Source organism: Inhella crocodyli, assembly GCF_004004565.1.
Classification (GTDB): domain Bacteria; phylum Pseudomonadota; class Gammaproteobacteria; order Burkholderiales; family Burkholderiaceae_C; genus Inhella; species Inhella crocodyli.
The window spans coordinates 195704-212969 of the sequence record NZ_SACM01000005.1 but is presented as its reverse complement, the minus strand read 5'-3'; the positions used below and the strand labels follow the sequence as shown (position 1 = coordinate 212969).

Below are 17266 nucleotides of genomic sequence, written 5' to 3'. Positions count from 1 at the left end.
ATGTCGTTTGGCTATCCGTTTTCGATATGCTTCTGGCATGCCCATCAGCCACCGCCAGGTTGAAGTCTTTCGCGCTGTCATGCAGGCGGGTGGCGTGACCGCCGCCGCGCAGGCTTTGCACAGTTCCCAGCCCACGCTCAGCCGCGAGATCGGGCTGATGGAGCAGCGGCTGGGCTACTCGCTGTTCGAGCGCGTCGGCGCCCGCCTCAAGCCCACGGCGGCGGCCCTGGCCCTGTTCGACAGCGTGCAGCGCCATTACCAGGGCCTGGCGCAGGTGCAGGCCCAGGCCCGGGCCTTGGGGCGGGCCGAAGCCCAACCTTTCGAACTGCTGGCCCAACCGGCCCTGGCGCACGCCCTGGTGCCCTCGGCCCTGGCCGCCTGCCCCGCGGCGGCCGACGCCGCGGTGTCGATCACCCCGGCCGAGAGCCCGGTGCTGGAGGCTTGGATGAGCGAGCAGCGCTTCGACCTGGCCCTGACCGAGCGCGCCGACGCCCCGAGCGGCTGCCGGGCCGAGGTGCTGGCCGACCTCGACGAGGTGGCGGTTCTGCCGGCGGGGCATGCCTTGGCGTCGCGTGCGCGCCTGGCCTTGTCGGACTTTGCCGACCAGCCCTTCGTGAGCTTGGCCGACGACGACCCTTACCGGGCGGAGATCGACCAACTGTTCGAGCAAGCCGCTGTAGGGCGGCGGATGCGTTTGCAGACCCACAGCGCGGTGGCGGTGTGTGCCTTGGTGGCCCAAGGCCTGGGCGTCGCCGTTGTGAACCCGCTGACGGCCCTGGCTTGCGCCAGCGAGCGCTTGGTGGTGCGGCCGTTGAACGTGCGCATCCCCTTCCGGGTGACCTTGCTCACGCCCCTGCACCGCCCGGTGCACCGCGTGGCCGCGCCCTTGGCGGACGCGCTGCGGGCTCAGTTGCGTTCGATGACGGCGTAGGCCGAATGCGAGTGGATGGACTCGAAGTTCTCGACGTCCACGTGGTAGCGCCCGACGCGCTCGTCGGCGTTCAAGCGCAGGGCCACATCGCGCACCAAGTCTTCGACGAACTTGGGGTTCTCGTAAGCGCGCTCGGTCACCCACTTCTCGTCGGCGCGTTTGAGCAGCGGCCAGATCTCGCTGGAGGCGCTGTCTTCGGCAAATCGCATTTGGGCTGAGAAGGGCAGGGGCTTGTCGGCCAGCCATTCCACGCGCACGGTGACGATGCTGCGCTGGTTGTGCGCGCCGTAGTCGCTGATCTCTTTGGAGCAGGGGCACAGGCTCTTGACCGGCACTGCCACCTCTTGCCAGACGGTGGTCTGGCCGCCGCGCGTCTCAACCACCCAGCGAGCCTGCAAATCCAGGCGGCTTTCGATGCCCGACACCGGCGCACGCTTGCGCTCGAACAAGGTGAAGGCCACCTCGGTCACGCCGTCGGAGGCGTGCAACTTCTCGAGCATGGCCAGGTGCCGGGACCGCAAGGTGGCGGCGTCCAGCGCCTGTTCGGCGCCTTCTTCCAGCCAGGCCACGAAGCGGGACATGTGCGTGCCCTTTTGCTCGGCCGGCAAGGCCACGTCCAGGGTCCACTCGCCCACGCTGGGCTGCACGCCCCGCTCGGTCTGCACCAGCAGCGGGAACTTGACGCGCCGCACGCCCACGCGCTGGATGGCCAGGTGGCGCTCGTCGCGCTCGCTCTGGGTGTCGGGGATCGGCAAGTGGGCCGAGTGGGTGGAACTGGGGCTCATGGCGGGCACAACGCGGGCTCAAAAAACGCAGGCCGTCAGCATCCCATGCCGACGGCCCTTCAGCAGACAGCCGATTAGAACGCTGGCTTCAAACCACCGCACGCAGTGCGGGCTCGCCCAGGCGTTGGCGGATGCGACGCTCGATGCCGGCCGCGTCCAGGCCCTGCAAGGCCATGAGCTTGGCCGGGTCGCCGTGCTCGATGAACGCGTCGGGCAGGCCGAGCTGGAGCACCGGCACGTTCAGGCCGACGGCCTGGAGGTGCTCGATCACCGCGCTGCCGGCGCCCCCCATCACACAACCGTCTTCGACCGTGACCAGCAGGCCGTGGCTGCGCGCCAGGCGTTCGACCAAGGCGGTGTCCAGCGGCTTGACGAAGCGCATGTTGGCCACCGTGGCGTTCAAGGCGTCGGCGGCGCCCAAGGCCGCCTGCAGCAAGGTGCCGAAGGCCAAGATCGCCACGTCGCGGCCGCCTTCGCGGCGCAGCTCACCCTGGCCCCAGGGCAGGGTGCTCAGGTCGGTGCCGGTGTCCACGCCGGCGCCCGCACCGCGCGGGTAACGCACGGTGACGGGGCCGGGGTGCTGGTAGGCCGTGCTGAGCAGCTGGCGGCACTCGCGCTCGTCGGCGGGCGTCAGCACCGCCATGTTGGGGATGCAGCGCGTGAACGCGATGTCGTAGTTGCCCGCGTGCGTCGCGCCATCGGCGCCCACCAGGCCGGCACGGTCCAGCGCGAAGGTGACGTCGAGGTTCTGCAGCGCCACGTCGTGGATCAGCTGATCGTAGCCGCGCTGCAAGAAGGTGCTGTAGATGGCCACGACGGGCTTCATGCCTTCGCAGGCCAAGCCCGCGGCGAAGGTCACCGCGTGCTGTTCGGCGATGCCGACGTCGTAGTAGCGCTGCGGGAATCGCTTGTGGAACTCGACCATGCCCGAGCCCTCGCGCATGGCCGGCGTGATGCCCACCAGCTTCTGGTCGGCCTCGGCCTGGTCGCACAACCAGTCGCCAAACACTTGGGTGAAGGACTTCTTGGCCGGCTTGGACGAGGCCACGATGCCTTGCGCCGGGTCGAAGGGCGTCGGCCCGTGGTACTTCACCGGGTCGGCCTCGGCCAGCTTGTAGCCCTGGCCCTTCTTGGTCACGATGTGCAGGAACTGCGGTCCGGGTTTGTCGCGCAGGTTTTCCAGCGTCGGGATCAGCGCGTCGAGGTCGTGGCCGTCGATGGGGCCGACGTAGTTGAACCCGAACTCTTCGAAGATCGTGCCGGGCACGAACATGCCTTTGGTGTGCTCTTCGAAGCGGCGGGCGAACTCGTACAGCGGCGTGTTCTTCAACAGGCCCTTCGCGCCCTCGCGCGCCTGGCTGTAGAACTTGCCGCTCATCAGGCGCGTGAAGTACTTGTTCAACGCGCCGACCGGCGGGCTGATCGACATGTCGTTGTCGTTCAAGATCACCAGCATGTCGCCGAGCAGGCCGCCGTGCGGCACGCCGGCGTTGTTCAGGGCTTCAAAGGCCATGCCGGCGGTGATGGCGCCGTCGCCGATGACAGCCACGGCCCGGCGGCTCTCGCCCTTGAGCTTGGCGGCCATGGCAAAACCATGGGCGGCCGAGATGCTGGTGCTGCTGTGCGCCGTGCCGAAGGTGTCGTACTCGCTCTCGTCCCGCCGTGGGAAGCCGCTGATGCCCCCGAGTTGCCGCAGCGTGGCCATTTGGTCGCGCCGGCCGGTCAGGATCTTGTGCGGGTAGGTCTGGTGGCCCACGTCCCACACGATGCGGTCGCGCGGCGTGTCGAAGACGGCGTGCAGGGCGATGGTCAGCTCGACGGTGCCCAGGTTGCTGGACAGGTGCCCGCCCGTTTTGCTGACGCTGTCCAGCACGTACTGCCGCAGTTCGCCGGCGAGCTGGTGCAGTTGCGGACGGCTCAGCTGGCGCAGGTCGGCCGGGCTGTTGATCGTGGACAGAAGCGTCATGGTCAGTTGTCTCGCGAAACGACCTTGAAAGCGAGGTCGCGCAGGCGCTGGGACTTGAGGGCCGGGGCCCCATCCAGGGCGGCCAGGGCCTCGTCGCGCAGTCGCGCGGCGTAACGCCGCGAGGGCCCCAGGCCCAGCACGCTGACGTAGGTCGGCTTGTTGGCCTCTTGGTCTTTGCCGGCGGTCTTGCCCAGGGTGGCGGAGTCTTGCGTCACGTCCAGGATGTCGTCGACCACCTGGAAGGCCAAGCCCAGGGCATCGCCGTAGGTGGACAGGGCCTGGGTCTCTTGTGGGGTGGGGTGGCCGCAGGCCGCCCCCATCAGCACGCTGCCTTGCAGCAGCAAACCGGTCTTGCGCCGGTGCATGTTCTTCAGGGCCTGCTCGTCCAGCGGTTGGCCCACGGCGGCCAGGTCGATGGCCTGGCCGCCCGCCATGCCGGCATGGCCGCTGGCGCGGGCCAGCAGGCGGCACAACTGCGCTTGCAGGGCGGGTTCGATGCCGGCATCGGGCGTCAGCACTTCGAAGGCGAGCGCCTGCATGGCGTCGCCCGCCAGCATGGCTTGCGCCTCGCCAAAGGCCACGTGCACCGTCGGCTTGCCGCGGCGCAGCACGTCGTTGTCCATGCAGGGCAGGTCGTCGTGCACCAGCGAGTAGGCGTGGATCAGTTCCACCGCCACGGCCGCGCGGTCGGCCGCCGCTTGCTGGCCTTGCACGGCCTCGCAGGCCGCCCAGACGAGCATCGGCCGCAGCCGCTTGCCCCCATCGAGCACGGCATAGCGCATGGCGGCCCCCAGGCCGGCCGGCGCGTCGGCCGGCACCCAGGCGTCCAGCAGGCCTTCGCAGCGGCCGAGCAGGCCCTTGGCCCAGGCGTCGAAGCCGGCGCAAACGGCGTTGTCGGGACTGTCCACCATCACGGGCCCTCCCAGGCCTTCAGGGTGCCGTCGTCCAGCACCTTCACTTGTTGTTCCACGGCCTGCAGTTGGCCGCGGCAGTACGCCAGCAGTTCGGCGCCCCGCTTGTAACCACTCAGTAACTGTTCGAGGGGCACGGCGCCGCCCTCCAGGGTTTGCACCAGCTGCTCCAGTTCGGCCAGGGCACTTTCGTAGCTTGGCGGGGCCGAGGGCTTGGCGGTTTTGGGCATGGACGGGGTGGGCGGAAAAGGGCGGCGATTGTAGGTGGCCGCCTTCTGGCAAACCCCAGGGCAGTGGTCGAACGGTGACAACCCGTAAGGGCGTTGCAAAGTGCCGGGCCTCGCCGTACCGCGCCAAAGGCAGGGGAAAGGGGGCTTGGCTAGAATCTCGCCCCCCGCCCGGTTGAAACAGCCGGGTTTTTTGCGCGCGAGCGTCGCCCAGGTGGCGTTTGCGCGGGTGTCTTGGAGGAACCCTTGGATCATGTCGGATCTGAGCCTGGCCGTCGGGGCGCTTGAGAGCAGCAGCCGCACGACGCAGCTCCCCGTTTCTGCTTATTTCGATCAGGCGCTGTTCGAGCGCGAGCAGGAGCGAATCATCCGACCTGGGCCTCGGTACGTCGGGCACCAGCTCGCGGTGCCCGAACGCGGTGACCACTTCACCCTGCGCCACGAAGGCGAGGGGCGGGCCTTGGTTCGGGGCGCCGACGGCATCCAACTCATCTCCAACGTCTGCCGGCATCGCCAAGCGGTGATGCTCAAGGGCCGGGGCAACACGGGCGCGAACATCGTGTGCCCGCTGCACCGCTGGACCTACGGCCTGCAAGGCGAGTTGATCGGGGCGCCGCACTTCGACCACGACCCCTGCCTGCACTTGAACCGCTGGAACCTGCGGGAATGGAACGGCCTGCTGTTCGAAGACACGGGGCGAGACATCGCGGCCGACCTGCGGGACCTGGCCGTCGCCAAGGACTTGAACTTCGACGGCTACGTGCTCGACAAGGTGGAGTTGCACGAGTGCAACTACAACTGGAAGACCTTCATCGAGGTCTACCTTGAGGACTACCACGTCGGGCCCTTCCACCCGGGCTTGGGCCACTTCGTGACCTGCCACGACCTGGCCTGGCAATGGGGCCAGGAGTACTCGGTGCAAACCGTGGGCGTGAACGAGGCCCTGGCCCAAGGCGGCAAGGCCGGCTCCAAGGTGTACCAGCGCTGGCACGACGCAGTGCGGGCCTACCGCGGAGGCGAGGCGCCCAAGCAGGGCGCCATCTGGCTGACCTACTACCCCACCCTGATGGTGGAGTGGTACCCGCACGTGCTCGTGGTCAGCAACCTGCACCCAATCAGCCCGAGCAAGACGCTGAACGTGGTCGAGTTCTACTACCCGGAAGAGATCGCCGCGTTCGAGCGCGAGTTCGTCGAAGCCCAACAGGCCGCTTACATGGAGACCTGCGTGGAAGACGACGAGATCGGGGAGCGCATGGACGCCGGCCGCCGCGCCCTGATGGCCCGGGGCGACAACGAGGTGGGGCCCTACCAAAGCCCGATGGAAGACGGCATGCAGCACTTCCATGCCTGGTACCGCGCCAAGATGGCCCTTTGACCTGACCTGTCCTGCAACGCCCGGCCCGCCCGGGCGTTGTTCATTTCGATGCCCGCACCTCTGTTGATGCTCAGCGCCACGCTGATGTTTGCGCTGATGGCCCTGTGCGTGAAGTTGGCGAGCCAGTCCTACTCGCCGACCGAGATCGTCATGTACCGCGGCTTGGTGGGGGTGGGGGTCATCGTGGCCTTGGCGCGCTGGCGGCGGGTGCCGCTTCGCACCACGGTCCCGGCCATGCACCTCTGGCGCGGCCTCTTGGGGGTGTGCGCCTTGAGCCTGTGGTTCTTTGCCATCGCGGGGCTGCCCTTGGCCACGGCGATGACGCTGAACTACATGAGCGCCATCTGGATGGCCTTGTTCCTGATGGGCGGGGCCTTGCTGATGCGGGGCAAATCGGTCGACCCGCGCCTCATTGCCACCGTGCTGGTGGGCTTTGCTGGCGTGGCCCTGGTGCTGCAGCCCACCTTCCAGCAGAACCAGTGGCCTGGCGCCTTGGCGGGCTTGGCCTCGGGCCTGTTGGCGGCCATGGCCTACCTGCAGGTCACGGCACTGGGCCGGGTGGGCGAGCCCGAGGTGCGGGTCGTTTTCTATTTCAGTCTGGCCAGCGCCGGCGCGGGGGCCGTGCTCAGCCTGGTCACGGGCACGCCGTGGCGCGTGACCGGCCACAGCCTGCCCGGCGCCCTGGCCTTGCTGGGCGTGGGCCTGACCGCGACCCTGGGGCAGGTGGCCATGACCGCGGCCTACGGGCGGGGCAAGATGCTGGTCAACGCCAGCCTGAACTACACCGGCATCGCCTTCGGGGCCCTGCTGGGCTGGTGGGTGTACGACGAACGGCCCGGGTGGTGGGCCACGGTCGGCATCGGCTTGATCGTGGCGGCCGGGTTGACGGCCACCCTGTTGCGCGCCCGCAGCGCCGCGCCCCGAGACTTGCAAGGAGACACGCACGAATGACGCGCCCCATGACCCCTTTGATCCAGGCCGAGGCCTTGCATGACCGCTTGGCCCAGGGCCAAGCGCCGCTGCTGCTCGACCTGCGTTTCGACCTGGCCCAGCCCGAAGCGGGGCGCGCCGCATACGCCGCCGGTCACCTGCCGGGCGCCCATTACGTGCACCTGGACGACTGCTGCGGCCCGAAGCAGGCCGCCGACGGTCGCTTCCTGGGTCGGCATCCCTTGCCCACGCGGGAGGCCTTCGCCGCGCGCTTGGCGGCCTTGGGGTGGGTGCCCGGGCGAGGGGTGGTGGCTTACGACGCGAGCGGCGGCATGTTCGCCGCGCGCCTGTGGTGGATGCTGCATTGGCTGGGCGACGCCGAGGTGCAGGTCCTCGATGGGGGGCTGCCGGCCTGGACGGGCGCGGGCCACGCCCTGAGCACGGCCTTGCCCCCCGTGCTGCCGGCCCCGGTGCCCAGCGACCTGCCGCCCCCTCTGCTGGACACCGTTGACGCGGCCACACTGGCCGCGCAACTGGGGCGCGTGCGCCTCGTGGACGCCCGGGCCCCCGAGCGCTTCCGGGGCGAGGTCGAGCCCCTGGATGCGCAGGCCGGTCACATCCCGGGGGCCCGCAACCGCCCCTTCGCCCTGAACCTCGCGGCCGATGCCCGCTTCAAGTCGTCCGAGGCCCTGCGGGCCGAGTGGGCGCCCTTGTTGGCCGGCCATGAGGCCAGCGTCCACCAATGCGGTTCGGGCGTCACCGCTTGCCACAACCTGTTGGCCCTGGCGGTGGCCGGCTTGCCGCTGGGGACCCTTTACCCTGGGTCGTGGAGCGAGTGGTCGTCCGACCCGAGGCGGCCCATCGCGCGGGCTTGACCGGGCGCAAAGCCAAGGGGCGGTGCCCAAGGCAGCATGGGGACTCCAGTTCAGGAGGTTCCCCATGTACAGCCGCATCCTCGTTCCCACCGACGGTTCCGAACTCAGCGCCAAGGCCGTGCAGCAGGCCATCGCCCTGGCGCAGCGCCTGGGGGCCCAGGTCTTGGCCTTGACGGTCACCGACCCCTACCCCTACAGCCCCTTGGCGGAGGCCGCCCCCATCGAGCCCCAGGGCTACTTGGACGCGATGCAGCGCCTGGCGAACCAGCGCCTGCAGGCCGTGGTGGCCGTGGCGGCAGCGGCCGGGGTGGCCTGCGAATCGGCCAGCCTGGAGGCCGCCCAGCCCTGGCGGGGCATCGTGGAACACGCCGAAAGCGTCAAGGCCGATTTGATCGTCATGGCCAGCCACGGACGCAAGGGCGTCAGCGCATTGCTGCTGGGCAGCGAGACGCAAAAGGTGCTGACCCACAGCACCGTGCCGGTGCTGGTGGTGCGCTGAGCGCCGCTGCCGCGGCGTTCAGTCAGCGTTCAGTGCGCGTGGCCGAGGGAGGCCAGGGCCATCAGGCCCAGGCCGCCGCCGATCCACGCCAGTTGGGCGAGGGTTTCGCTCCAGGGCAGGCGGCGCTGCATCTGCGGGATCAGGTCGGCCACGGCCACGTAGATGAAGCTCGACGAGGCGACCACCATCAGGTAGGGCAGGGCGGTCTCGAAGGGCTGCAGCATGAAGTAGCCCAGAACGCCCCCGGCCACGGCGGCCAAGCCTGACATCGCGTTGTAGGCCAGCGCCCGCCGCCGGCTGAGGCCGGCGTTCAACAGCACGAGGTAGTCGCCGACTTCTTGCGGGATCTCGTGCAGCAGCACCGCCCCAGCGGTCAGCCAGCCCAACTTGGGGTCGGCCAAGAAGGCGGCGGCGATCAGCAGGCCGTCGCAAAAGTTGTGGATGCTGTCGCCCACCAGCACCGACAGGCCGCCGCGTCCGGCCTGCTCGGCGTCGAAGTGGTGGTGGTGGTGGTGGCCGTCGCCTTCGTGGTGGTGGCTGTGGCGGTAGAGCTCCAGCTTTTCCAACAGGAAGAAGAACAGCAGGCCCCCGAGCAGGCAGAGGAACAACTCCTGGCTGCTGGCCTGGCTCTCGAAGGCCTCGGGCAGCACGTGCAGCAACGAGGCACCGAGCAGGACCCCTGCGGACAGGCTGACCAGGTGCTTGACGATGCGTCCCAGGACCACCTGCGTCACCAGCGCCGCCAGCAAGACGGACAGCAGGCCGCCCACCAAGGTGGCCAGAACGATGTGCAGCAGGGTCATGCGCGGGGGTGGAGCCAGGAGGTCAAAGGGGCGACATTCTCGCCGGTCAGAATGCCGCCCTATGCCCAAGCCTTCTCCCGACCGCGTGTGGGGCACCGACGCGCTCGCTGCCATCGACCTCGGCTCCAACAGCTTCCGACTGGAAATCGCCCGCTTGCGCGGGGGGGACTACAAGACCCTGGCCTACCGGAAAGAGCCGGTGCGCCTGGGCGCCGGTTTGGACGCGCAGGGCATGCTCACCGAAGAGGCCATGCAGCGCGGCCTGGACTGCTTGGCCCGTTTCGGCGCCGAATTGAGCGGCTTCGCGCCGGAGCGCCTGCGCGCCGTGGCCACGCAGACCCTGCGCGAGGCCCAGAACCGCGACGAGTTCCTGCGCCGGGCCCAGGCCGTGCTCGGCTTCCCGATCGAGGTGATTTCGGGCCGCGAAGAGGCCCGCATCATCTACGCGGGCGTGTCGCGTCTGCAGCCCGATCCGGCCCCCCGCCTGGTCATTGACATCGGCGGCCGGTCCACCGAGCTCATCCTCGGGCGCGGCGCCACGCCCTTGAAAGCGGAGTCGTTCCAGGTGGGCAGCGTGGGCCTGTCGGTTCGCTATTTCGGCGACGGGCGCTTCACGCCCGAGGGCTTTCGCGCCGCCCAGGTCACGGCCGCAGCGGAATTGGAAGAAGCCCTGGGCACCTTCGCCAAAGGCCAAGCCCGACCGGCCTGGCGGCAGGTTTTGGGCAGTTCGGGCACGGTGGGGGCGGTGGCGCAGATCGTGGCGGCCTCGCGCGTTGCGGGTGGGGTGATCAATGCCGAATCTCTTCGCTGGTGCATCGAGGCCTGCCTGCGGGCCGGTTCGGTCGACGCCCTGGACCTGCCAGGCCTGAAGGCCGACCGCAAGCCCGTCGTGGCGGGCGGCCTGTGCATCCTGTACACCTTGGTCAGTCACTTCGGCATCGACACCGTGCTGCCGGCCAAGGGCGCGCTGCGCCAAGGCCTGGTGTTCGAGCTGGCCGAGCGCCTCAAACTGCACCAGCAGGCCCCGAGCGCCGACCTGCGCGAGCACACGGTGGACGAGATGCAGCGCCGCTTCGAGGTGGACCGGGCGCAGGCCCAGCAAGTGCGGGCGCTGGCCGAGCGTTTGTTCCGCCAGCTGATGCCGCAGGCGCCGGCGGAGCAGCACCTGGAGTTGGGCTGGGCGGCGGCCTGGCACGAGCTGGGCTTGCTCGTGTCGCACCACGACCACCACCGGCACAGCCACTACCTCATCGGCCACTTGGATGCGGCCGGCTTTTCGCAAAGCCAGCTGCGACGCATGGCCCTGATCGCGCTGGGCCAGCGCGGCGGCCTGCGCAAGCTCAACCTCGACCCCGCGGACGAGGCCCTGCGCTGGCAGATCATGGCCCTGCGCTTGGCCGTGATCAAGGCCCACGCCCGCGAGCCCATCCAACTCGACGCCATGAAGCTGCAGCGCAACGGCACGCGGGTCAGCCTGCGACTGCCCAAGGGCTGGGCGCCCTCGCACCCACAGGCCCTGTACCTGCTGCAGGAAGAGGCGCAGCACTGGGCGCGCAGCACCTGGGCCACCTTGGAGCTCGCGGCATGAGCCTGTACCTGGCTTCTCAGAGCCCCCGTCGCCGCCAGCTCTTGGACCAACTGGGGGTGGTGCACGAGCTGCTCCTGCCGGGGCCGGACGAGGACGCCGAAGCGCTCGAGGCGGTGAGCGAGGGCGAGGCGCCGCTGGCCTATGTGCAGCGCGTGACCCGCGCGAAGCTCGAGGCCTCCTTGGCGCGCCTGCAGCGCCGTGCCTTGCCGCCCGGCCCCGTGCTTTGCGCCGACACCACCGTGGCCCTGGGGCCGCGCATCCTGGGCAAGCCGGGCGACGCGACCGAGGCCCTGGCCATGCTGCAGGCCCTGAGTGGGCAGGCCCACGAGGTGCACACGGCGGTGGCCCTGGCCGACGTCCGCGGCCGGGTGTGGGCCTCGGTGTCCAGCTCCACGGTGTGGGTGGCCGAGGTGCCGCATGCCGACTTGGCGGCCTATGTCGCCAGCGGCGAACCCTTCGGCAAGGCCGGGGCCTACGGCATCCAAGGGCGCTTTGCCGCCTGGGTGTCGCGCATCGAGGGCAGCTATTCGGGCATCATGGGGCTGCCCCTGTTCGAAACCGCGCAACTCTTGCGCCAAGCCGCCGAGGCTTGACGCCAGGTCCGCCCCCGGCCGGCCTGCCGTGAACCCTTGGTGACCCCATGGAAGACATCCTGATCAACTGGTCTCCGCAGGAGACCCGCGTGGCCGTCGTGGAGCACGGCGCCGTGCAAGAACTGCACCTGGAACGCACGCTGGAGCGCGGCCTGGTTGGCAACGTGTACCTGGGCCGCGTGGCCCGCGTGCTGCCCGGCATGCAGTCGGCGTTCATCGACATCGGCCTGGAGCGCGCGGCCTTTTTGCACGTGGCCGACCTGCAGCAGGCCCACCAGGGCACGGGCCGCGACGCGCCGGTGACGCCGATCGAGAAGCTGCTCTTCGAGGGGCAAGCCCTGACCGTGCAGGTCATCAAGGACCCGATCGGCACCAAGGGCGCGCGCCTGTCCAGCCAGGTGTCCATCGCCGGCCGCTTGCTGGTGCACCTGCCGCAAGACGAGCACATCGGCATCAGCCAGCGCATCGGGTCGCCCGAAGCCCGGGAGGCCTTGCGCGCGCGCATGCAGGCCTTGGTGGGCACGCGAGAGTCGGGCGGCGGGGGCGGCTTCATCCTGCGCACCAACGCCGAAGAGGCCACGGACGAAGAGCTGGCGGCCGACATTGCCTACCTGCGCAAGACCTGGACGAGCATCCGGCAGCGCGCCATGACCCTGCCGCCGCCCAGCCTGCTGCACGAAGACTTGAACCTGGTGCAGCGCGTGCTGCGCGACCTCGCCAGCGAGCGAACCGCCACCATCCGCATCGACAGCCGCCTGCAGTTCGAGGCCTTGCGGGCGTTCGGCGAGCAGTACACGCCGGGCAGCGTCGGCAAGCTGGAGCACTACACCGGCGAGCGGCCCATCTTCGACCTGCACAACATCGACGCCGAGGTGAACAAGGCGCTGGCGCGTCGCGTCGACCTGAAGAGTGGCGGCTACTTGGTGTTCGACCAAACCGAGGCGCTGACCACCATCGACGTCAACACCGGGGGCTTCGTCGGGGCCAAGAACTTCGACGACACGGTGTTCAAAACCAACCTCGAAGCCGCAGGCACCATCGCCCGGCAACTGCGCCTTCGCAACCTGGGCGGCATCGTCATCGTCGACTTCATCGACATGGCGCGCGACGAGCACCGCCAAGCCGTGCTGAGCGAACTGAAGAAGCACCTGGCCCGCGACCGCACCCGCACCACCGTGGGCGGCTTCACGTCCCTGGGTCTGCTGGAGCTGACGCGCAAGCGCACGCGCGAGAGCCTGTCGCGCATGCTGTGCGAGCCTTGCCCAACCTGCCAGGGGCGCGGGCAGGTCAAGACGGCCCGCACCGTCTGCTACGACATCCTGCGGGAGATCTTGCGAGAAGCGCGGCAGTTTTCGGCGCGCGAGTTCCGGGTGGTGGCCGCCGCCGACGTGGTGGAGATGCTGCTCGACGAAGAGTCGGCCCACCTCGCGGGCCTGAGCGATTTCATCGGTCGCCCCATTTCCCTGACCGCCGAGCCGGGGAACCAGACCGAGCACTACGACATCGTGCTGCTGTGAGCGACGCCCGCTGTTACGCCCTGGTGCCCGCCGCTGGCGTTGGCAGCCGCGCCGGCCAGCCCTTGCCCAAGCAGTACGTGACGGTGGCCGGCCGCCCGCTGATGGCGCACACCTTGGCGGCCCTGGCCGAAGTGCCCGGCTTGCACGCCGTGGCGGTGGTGCTGGCGCCCGACGATGCGCATTTCGCGGCCGCGTTGCCCGGGTTCACTGGGCTCGTGTTGCGCACGGGCGGCGCCACCCGGGCTGCCAGCGTCGCTGCGGGGCTGGAGGGCCTGCGGCAGGCCGGTGCGCGCGAGCACGATTGGGTGCTGGTGCACGACGCCGCGCGCTGCCTGGTTCGCCCCGGTTGGGTGCAGGCCCTGATCGCCGCTTGCCGCGACGATGCGGTGGGAGGCTTGCTGGCCCAGCCCCTGGCCGACACCCTCAAGCAGGCCGACGCCGGGCGTAGCCGCGCCACTGTCGACCGCAGCCGCTTCTGGCTGGCACAAACGCCGCAGATGTTCCGCTGGGGGCTGCTGCAGTCCGCCTTGGCCCAGGTCGGCGACGCCGTGACCGACGAGGCCAGCGCCATCGAGGCCCTCGGCCACGCCCCCTTGCTGGTGCCCTGTTCCATGGAGAACTTCAAAGTGACCCGACCCGAAGACTTTGACCTGGCCGAGCGCCTGCTGCGGAGCCGCGCATGACGCTGCCCCGCTTGCGGATTGGCGAGGGCTGGGACGTGCACCGCCTGGTCGAGGGGCGCCCCCTCGTTCTGGGCGGCGTGACCATCCCGCACAGCCACGGCCTGCTGGGGCACTCGGACGCCGATGCCCTGGCCCATGCCATCACCGACGCGCTGCTGGGCGCGGCCGGCTTGGGCGACATCGGCCGCCACTTCCCCGACACCGCCGCCGAGTTCAAGGGCGCCGACTCCATGGTGCTGCTGGCCGAGGCCGCGGCCCGGGTGCGCGCGCAGGGCTGGTCCATCGTCAACGTCGACAGCACGGTGGTGGCCCAGGCGCCCAAGTTGGCGCCGCACATCGAGGCCATGCGCGCGCGCTTGGCCCAGGTGCTGGGCCTGCCGGTGGGCGACGTCAACGTGAAGGCGAAAACGGCGGAAAAACTCGGCCCCGTGGGCGAGTTGCAGGCCATGGAAGCCCGCGCCGTGTGCCTGCTCACTGCGCCGTAACGACCGGGCGCTGAAGGGTGGGGTGAGCGGGGGCGGGGGCCGGCTCAGGCGCGCCGCAGGCGCATCTTGGTCAGCAGACCGGGCCCTTCGGGCGCGTTGGCGATGTCCAGCGAGCCGCCCATGCGCTGCAAGGCCTTGTCCACGATGGCCAGACCCAAGCCGCTGCCGGTCACGGCGGTGCGCGCCGCGTCGCCGCGGAAGAAAGGCTTGGTCAACTCGCCCAGCACCGCGGCTGGCACGCCCGGGCCGTGGTCGCGCACGCCGATCTCCACCTCGGGCCCGCGCGGGCGGGCCTTGACGATGACGCGCGCCGGCTCGCCGGGCTTGCGGCCGTAGCGGCGGGCGTTCTCGAACAGGTTGGCAAAGACGCGGCTGAACTCGGTGGGGTCGACCAGCACTTGCAGCGATTCCGGGATCAGCACCTGGATGCCGATCTGGTCGGGCACGTTGCGGTAGGCCTGGGCGGCACGCTCCACCAACTCGCCCAAGGGCATGGCCTGCAGCACCAGGTCGTGGGGGCGCGCGTAGTCCATGAACTTGCTGATGATGGCGTCGAGCTGGTCGATGTCGTCGGCCATGGCCGCGCGCGCCGCTTCGTCGTGCACGCTCATCTCCGCCTCCAAGCGCAGGCGCGCCAAGGGGGTGCGCAGGTCGTGGCTGATGCCGGCCAGCATCACGCTGCGGTCTTGCTCCAGCTTGGCCAGCACGCGGGCCATGCGATTGAAGCCGCGGTTGACCTCGCGGATTTCGCTGGTCAGGGTGTGCTCGTCCAGCCGGGAGTCGTACTCGCCGTCGCGGATGTTTTGGGCGGCCACCGACAACTCGCGCAAGGGGCGGTTGATCAAGCCCGCGATGGCGGCCGAGCCCAGCACCGTGCCCACCAGCAAGATCGCCCACCACCACGGTCGCGCCGTGGGCAGGCCGTCGGCCGGGTCGGACTGGGCCCGCAGCCAGTAGGCGTCCCGGCCCGTCATGAAGCGGATCCACAGGCCCTGGTTGTCGTTGAGCGAGCGCGCCACGACCGTGTCGGGGCCCAGGCGCTTTTGCAGCGCTTCCACCAGGGTTTGGGTGAACTTGTCCTGCGCGTAGTCGGTGTGCTGGTCGTTCCGCTCGGCGAGCACGACCTGCAAGGTGGCCGTGCGCTCGATGGACTTGATGACCAGCAGGCGCTGGATGGGCTCCACGTCTTGCAAGGAGGTGCGCGCGAGTAGCACCAAGTCGCCCAGCTGCTGCGCGGCCTGCACGGCCCGCGGTTCGGCCTCCAGGGCCCGGAAGGTGACTTGCCAAGCCAGGCCTGTGGCCCCCAGCAACAGGGCCAACCAGGCGAAGGTGCGCCAGAACAGCGTGAGTTGGAAGATCTGGCGCGCCATCCTGGAAGGGTCAGCTCACCGTGGCCGTGGCCTCGTCGGGCACGAACACGTAGCCCAAGCCCCACACGGTTTGGATGTAGCGGGGCTTGCTTGGGTCGGACTCCAGCATCTTGCGCAGGCGCGAGATTTGCACGTCCAGGCTGCGGTCGAAGGGCTCGAACTCGCGGCCGCGCGTCAGCTGCGCCAGTTTGTCGCGGCTCAGCGGTTGGCGGGGGTGGCGAACCAGGGCCTTGAGCATGGCGAACTCGCCGGTGGTCAAGGGCATCTCTTGGCCTTCGCGGAACAGGCGGCGCTGCCCCAGGTCGAACTCGTAGGGCCCGAAGTGGATCTTCTCGCCGTCGCGGCTGGGGGCACCCGGCATCTCGGGCGGCGGGCGGCGGCGCAGCACCGCGTTGATGCGCGCCAGCAGTTCGCGGGGGTTGAACGGTTTGGTCAGGTAATCGTCGGCCCCGATCTCCAGGCCGACGATGCGGTCCACGTCCTCGCCCTTGGCCGTCAGCATGACCACCGGCGTCATGTCGCCCTTGGCGCGCAGCCGGCGGCAGATCGACAAGCCGTCTTCGCCCGGCATCATCAAGTCGAGCACGATCAGGTCGGGCAGGTCGCGCGACATCAGGCGCTGCAGGCCCAGGCTGTCTTCGGCCAGCAGCACCTCGAAACCCTCTTGGCTCAGGTAGCGGCGCAACAGGTCGCGGATCCGGGCGTCGTCGTCCACCACGGCCACGCGCAGGGCGCGGGTCGGGTTCAGGGGCATCGACATGGAATTGCTCATGGACGGTCTCCAGCGGGGCGAAAAAGCGGGGGGTGGCGCGATTGTGGGCGCGCGCCGCCCGTCCTTGTTACAAATTCGACCGCTGCTCCCCGGGTCTTTGGCCCCGACTTTTACGTCTTGAAACAGTTCTGCTGGGTCGAGCCCCTCACTGGGCCGTCCAACCGCCGTCCATGCCCCAGGCTTGGCCGCGCACGTTCGAGGCCGCCTCGCTGCACAAAAACACCGTCAGCGCCCCCAGCTGTTCGGGCGTCGTGAAGGCCAAGGATGGCTGCTTTTCGGCCAGCAAGCGGCGCGTGGCTTCGGGCAGGTCCACCGCGTCGCTGACGGCGCGGGCCTCCACCTGCTTTTGCACCAAGGGCGTCAGCACCCAACCCGGGCACACCGCGTTGACGGTGACCCCCGTGGTGGCGGTCTCCAAGGCCACGGCCTTGGTCAGGCCGATCAAGCCGTGCTTGGCCGCCACGTAGGCACTCTTGTTCACCGACGCCACCTGCCCGTGCACCGATGCGATGTTCACGATGCGGCCCCAGTTGCGCGTCAGCATGCCGGGCAGCGCGGCCCGGGTGCTGTGGAAGGCGCTGCTCAGGTTGATGGCCAAGATCGCATCCCAGCGCTCGGGCGGAAAGTCTTGCACCGGGGCCACGTGCTGGATGCCGGCGTTGTTGACCAAGATGTCTACGCCCCCGAAGCGCGCCTCGCAAGCGCGCACCATGTCGACGACCTCGTCCGGCCGGCTCATGTCGGCCCCGTGGTAGTCGACCTCGGCGCCCGTGGCCTCGACCTCGGCCCGCGCGGCGGCCACGTCGCCGAAGCCGTTCAACATGACGCGCGCACCGCTGCGCGCCAGGGCCAGGGCCAGGCCCAGGCCGATGCCGCTGGTGGAGCCGGTGACGAGGGCGGTTTTGCCTTGAAGCATGGTGGGGTTCCCGTATCCTTGGATCGATCTCAAGGATAGC

The 17266-nt window shown here is 69.6% G+C and carries 18 protein-coding genes; 10 read left to right on the top strand and 8 right to left on the bottom strand.

Annotated elements, in window-relative coordinates; translation table 11 throughout:
* Positions 1–37: 37 nt before the first annotated feature.
* Complete coding sequence (locus tag EOD73_RS15980; protein ID WP_127684040.1) at positions 38–931, top strand: LysR family transcriptional regulator; 894 nt, start codon at positions 38–40, stop codon at positions 929–931.
* On the opposite strand, the gene folE2 is transcribed toward EOD73_RS15980, so the two are convergent.
* The 4 genes from folE2 to EOD73_RS15960 form a co-directional block, all read right to left on the bottom strand.
* A complete protein-coding gene (folE2, locus tag EOD73_RS15975) occupies positions 907–1716 on the bottom strand; it encodes a GTP cyclohydrolase FolE2 (RefSeq protein ID WP_127684039.1) in 810 nt (269 codons plus the stop codon). The two genes, EOD73_RS15980 and folE2, sit on opposite strands and share 25 nt — an antisense overlap.
* A gap of 88 nt (positions 1717–1804) precedes the next feature.
* Complete coding sequence (dxs, locus tag EOD73_RS15970; RefSeq protein ID WP_127684038.1) at positions 1805–3682, bottom strand: 1-deoxy-D-xylulose-5-phosphate synthase; 1878 nt, start codon at positions 3680–3682, stop codon at positions 1805–1807.
* Between the two features lie 2 nt (positions 3683–3684).
* Positions 3685–4593, bottom strand: a complete 909-nt coding sequence (locus EOD73_RS15965; RefSeq protein WP_127684037.1) for a polyprenyl synthetase family protein — start codon at positions 4591–4593, stop codon at positions 3685–3687.
* A complete protein-coding gene (locus EOD73_RS15960) occupies positions 4593–4823 on the bottom strand; it encodes an exodeoxyribonuclease VII small subunit (RefSeq protein ID WP_127684036.1) in 231 nt (76 codons plus the stop codon). Before EOD73_RS15960 ends, EOD73_RS15965 begins: the two co-directional genes overlap by 1 nt.
* A gap of 250 nt (positions 4824–5073) precedes the next feature.
* Here EOD73_RS15960 and EOD73_RS15955 point away from each other — a divergent pair, with 250 nt between their 5' ends.
* The 4 genes from EOD73_RS15955 to EOD73_RS15940 all read left to right on the top strand — a co-directional run bounded on the left by EOD73_RS15955 (position 5074) and on the right by EOD73_RS15940 (position 8499).
* Positions 5074–6195: an aromatic ring-hydroxylating oxygenase subunit alpha gene (locus EOD73_RS15955; protein WP_127684035.1), complete on the top strand. Its 1122-nt coding sequence runs from the start codon at positions 5074–5076 to the stop codon at positions 6193–6195.
* Positions 6196–6243: 48 nt separating this feature from the next.
* On the top strand, positions 6244–7146 hold the full coding sequence (locus EOD73_RS15950; protein ID WP_127684034.1) for a DMT family transporter: 903 nt from the start codon (positions 6244–6246) through the stop codon (positions 7144–7146).
* An 8-nt stretch (positions 7147–7154) separates the two neighbouring features.
* On the top strand, positions 7155–8000 hold the full coding sequence (locus EOD73_RS15945; RefSeq protein WP_127684033.1) for a sulfurtransferase: 846 nt from the start codon (positions 7155–7157) through the stop codon (positions 7998–8000).
* A 64-nt stretch (positions 8001–8064) separates the two neighbouring features.
* Positions 8065–8499, top strand: coding sequence for a universal stress protein (locus tag EOD73_RS15940; protein ID WP_127684032.1), 435 nt, complete (start codon positions 8065–8067; stop codon positions 8497–8499).
* A 29-nt stretch (positions 8500–8528) separates the two neighbouring features.
* On the opposite strand, the gene EOD73_RS15935 is transcribed toward EOD73_RS15940, so the two are convergent.
* Positions 8529–9302: a ZIP family metal transporter gene (locus tag EOD73_RS15935; protein WP_127684031.1), complete on the bottom strand. Its 774-nt coding sequence runs from the start codon at positions 9300–9302 to the stop codon at positions 8529–8531.
* A gap of 61 nt (positions 9303–9363) precedes the next feature.
* On the opposite strand from EOD73_RS15935, the gene EOD73_RS15930 reads away from it, so the two are divergent.
* Genes EOD73_RS15930 through ispF form a run of 5 tightly spaced genes read left to right on the top strand, consistent with a single transcriptional unit; the run spans position 9364 to position 14168 of the window.
* Positions 9364–10890, top strand: a complete 1527-nt coding sequence (locus EOD73_RS15930) for a Ppx/GppA phosphatase family protein (protein WP_127684030.1) — start codon at positions 9364–9366, stop codon at positions 10888–10890.
* Positions 10887–11483, top strand: coding sequence for a Maf family protein (locus EOD73_RS15925; RefSeq protein WP_127684029.1), 597 nt, complete (start codon positions 10887–10889; stop codon positions 11481–11483). Before EOD73_RS15930 ends, EOD73_RS15925 begins: the two co-directional genes overlap by 4 nt.
* Positions 11484–11530: 47 nt before the next feature.
* Positions 11531–13000 carry a ribonuclease G gene (gene rng / locus EOD73_RS15920; protein WP_127684028.1) on the top strand — a complete coding sequence of 490 codons (1470 nt, stop codon included), beginning with the start codon at positions 11531–11533 and terminating at the stop codon, positions 12998–13000.
* Positions 12997–13683 carry a 2-C-methyl-D-erythritol 4-phosphate cytidylyltransferase gene (gene ispD, locus EOD73_RS15915; RefSeq protein ID WP_127684027.1) on the top strand — a complete coding sequence of 229 codons (687 nt, stop codon included), beginning with the start codon at positions 12997–12999 and terminating at the stop codon, positions 13681–13683. Before rng ends, ispD begins: the two co-directional genes overlap by 4 nt.
* Entirely contained in the window at positions 13680–14168 is a 489-nt protein-coding gene (ispF, locus tag EOD73_RS15910) for a 2-C-methyl-D-erythritol 2,4-cyclodiphosphate synthase (RefSeq protein ID WP_127684026.1), read from the top strand. The genes ispD and ispF overlap by 4 nt, the downstream gene beginning before the upstream one ends.
* Before the next feature lie 44 nt (positions 14169–14212).
* Here the strand turns inward: ispF and EOD73_RS15905 are convergent, their stop codons facing one another.
* From EOD73_RS15905 to EOD73_RS15895, 3 genes are all read right to left on the bottom strand, one after another.
* Positions 14213–15538 (bottom strand): ATP-binding protein, encoded by a 1326-nt coding sequence (locus tag EOD73_RS15905; RefSeq protein WP_127684025.1) that lies wholly within the window; start codon positions 15536–15538, stop codon positions 14213–14215.
* A gap of 10 nt (positions 15539–15548) precedes the next feature.
* Positions 15549–16310 (bottom strand): osmolarity response regulator transcription factor OmpR, encoded by a 762-nt coding sequence (gene ompR / locus EOD73_RS15900; RefSeq protein WP_310733063.1) that lies wholly within the window; start codon positions 16308–16310, stop codon positions 15549–15551.
* 145 nt (positions 16311–16455) lie between these two features.
* Positions 16456–17226: a 3-hydroxybutyrate dehydrogenase gene (locus EOD73_RS15895; protein WP_127684024.1), complete on the bottom strand. Its 771-nt coding sequence runs from the start codon at positions 17224–17226 to the stop codon at positions 16456–16458.
* Positions 17227–17266: the final 40 nt, after the last annotated feature.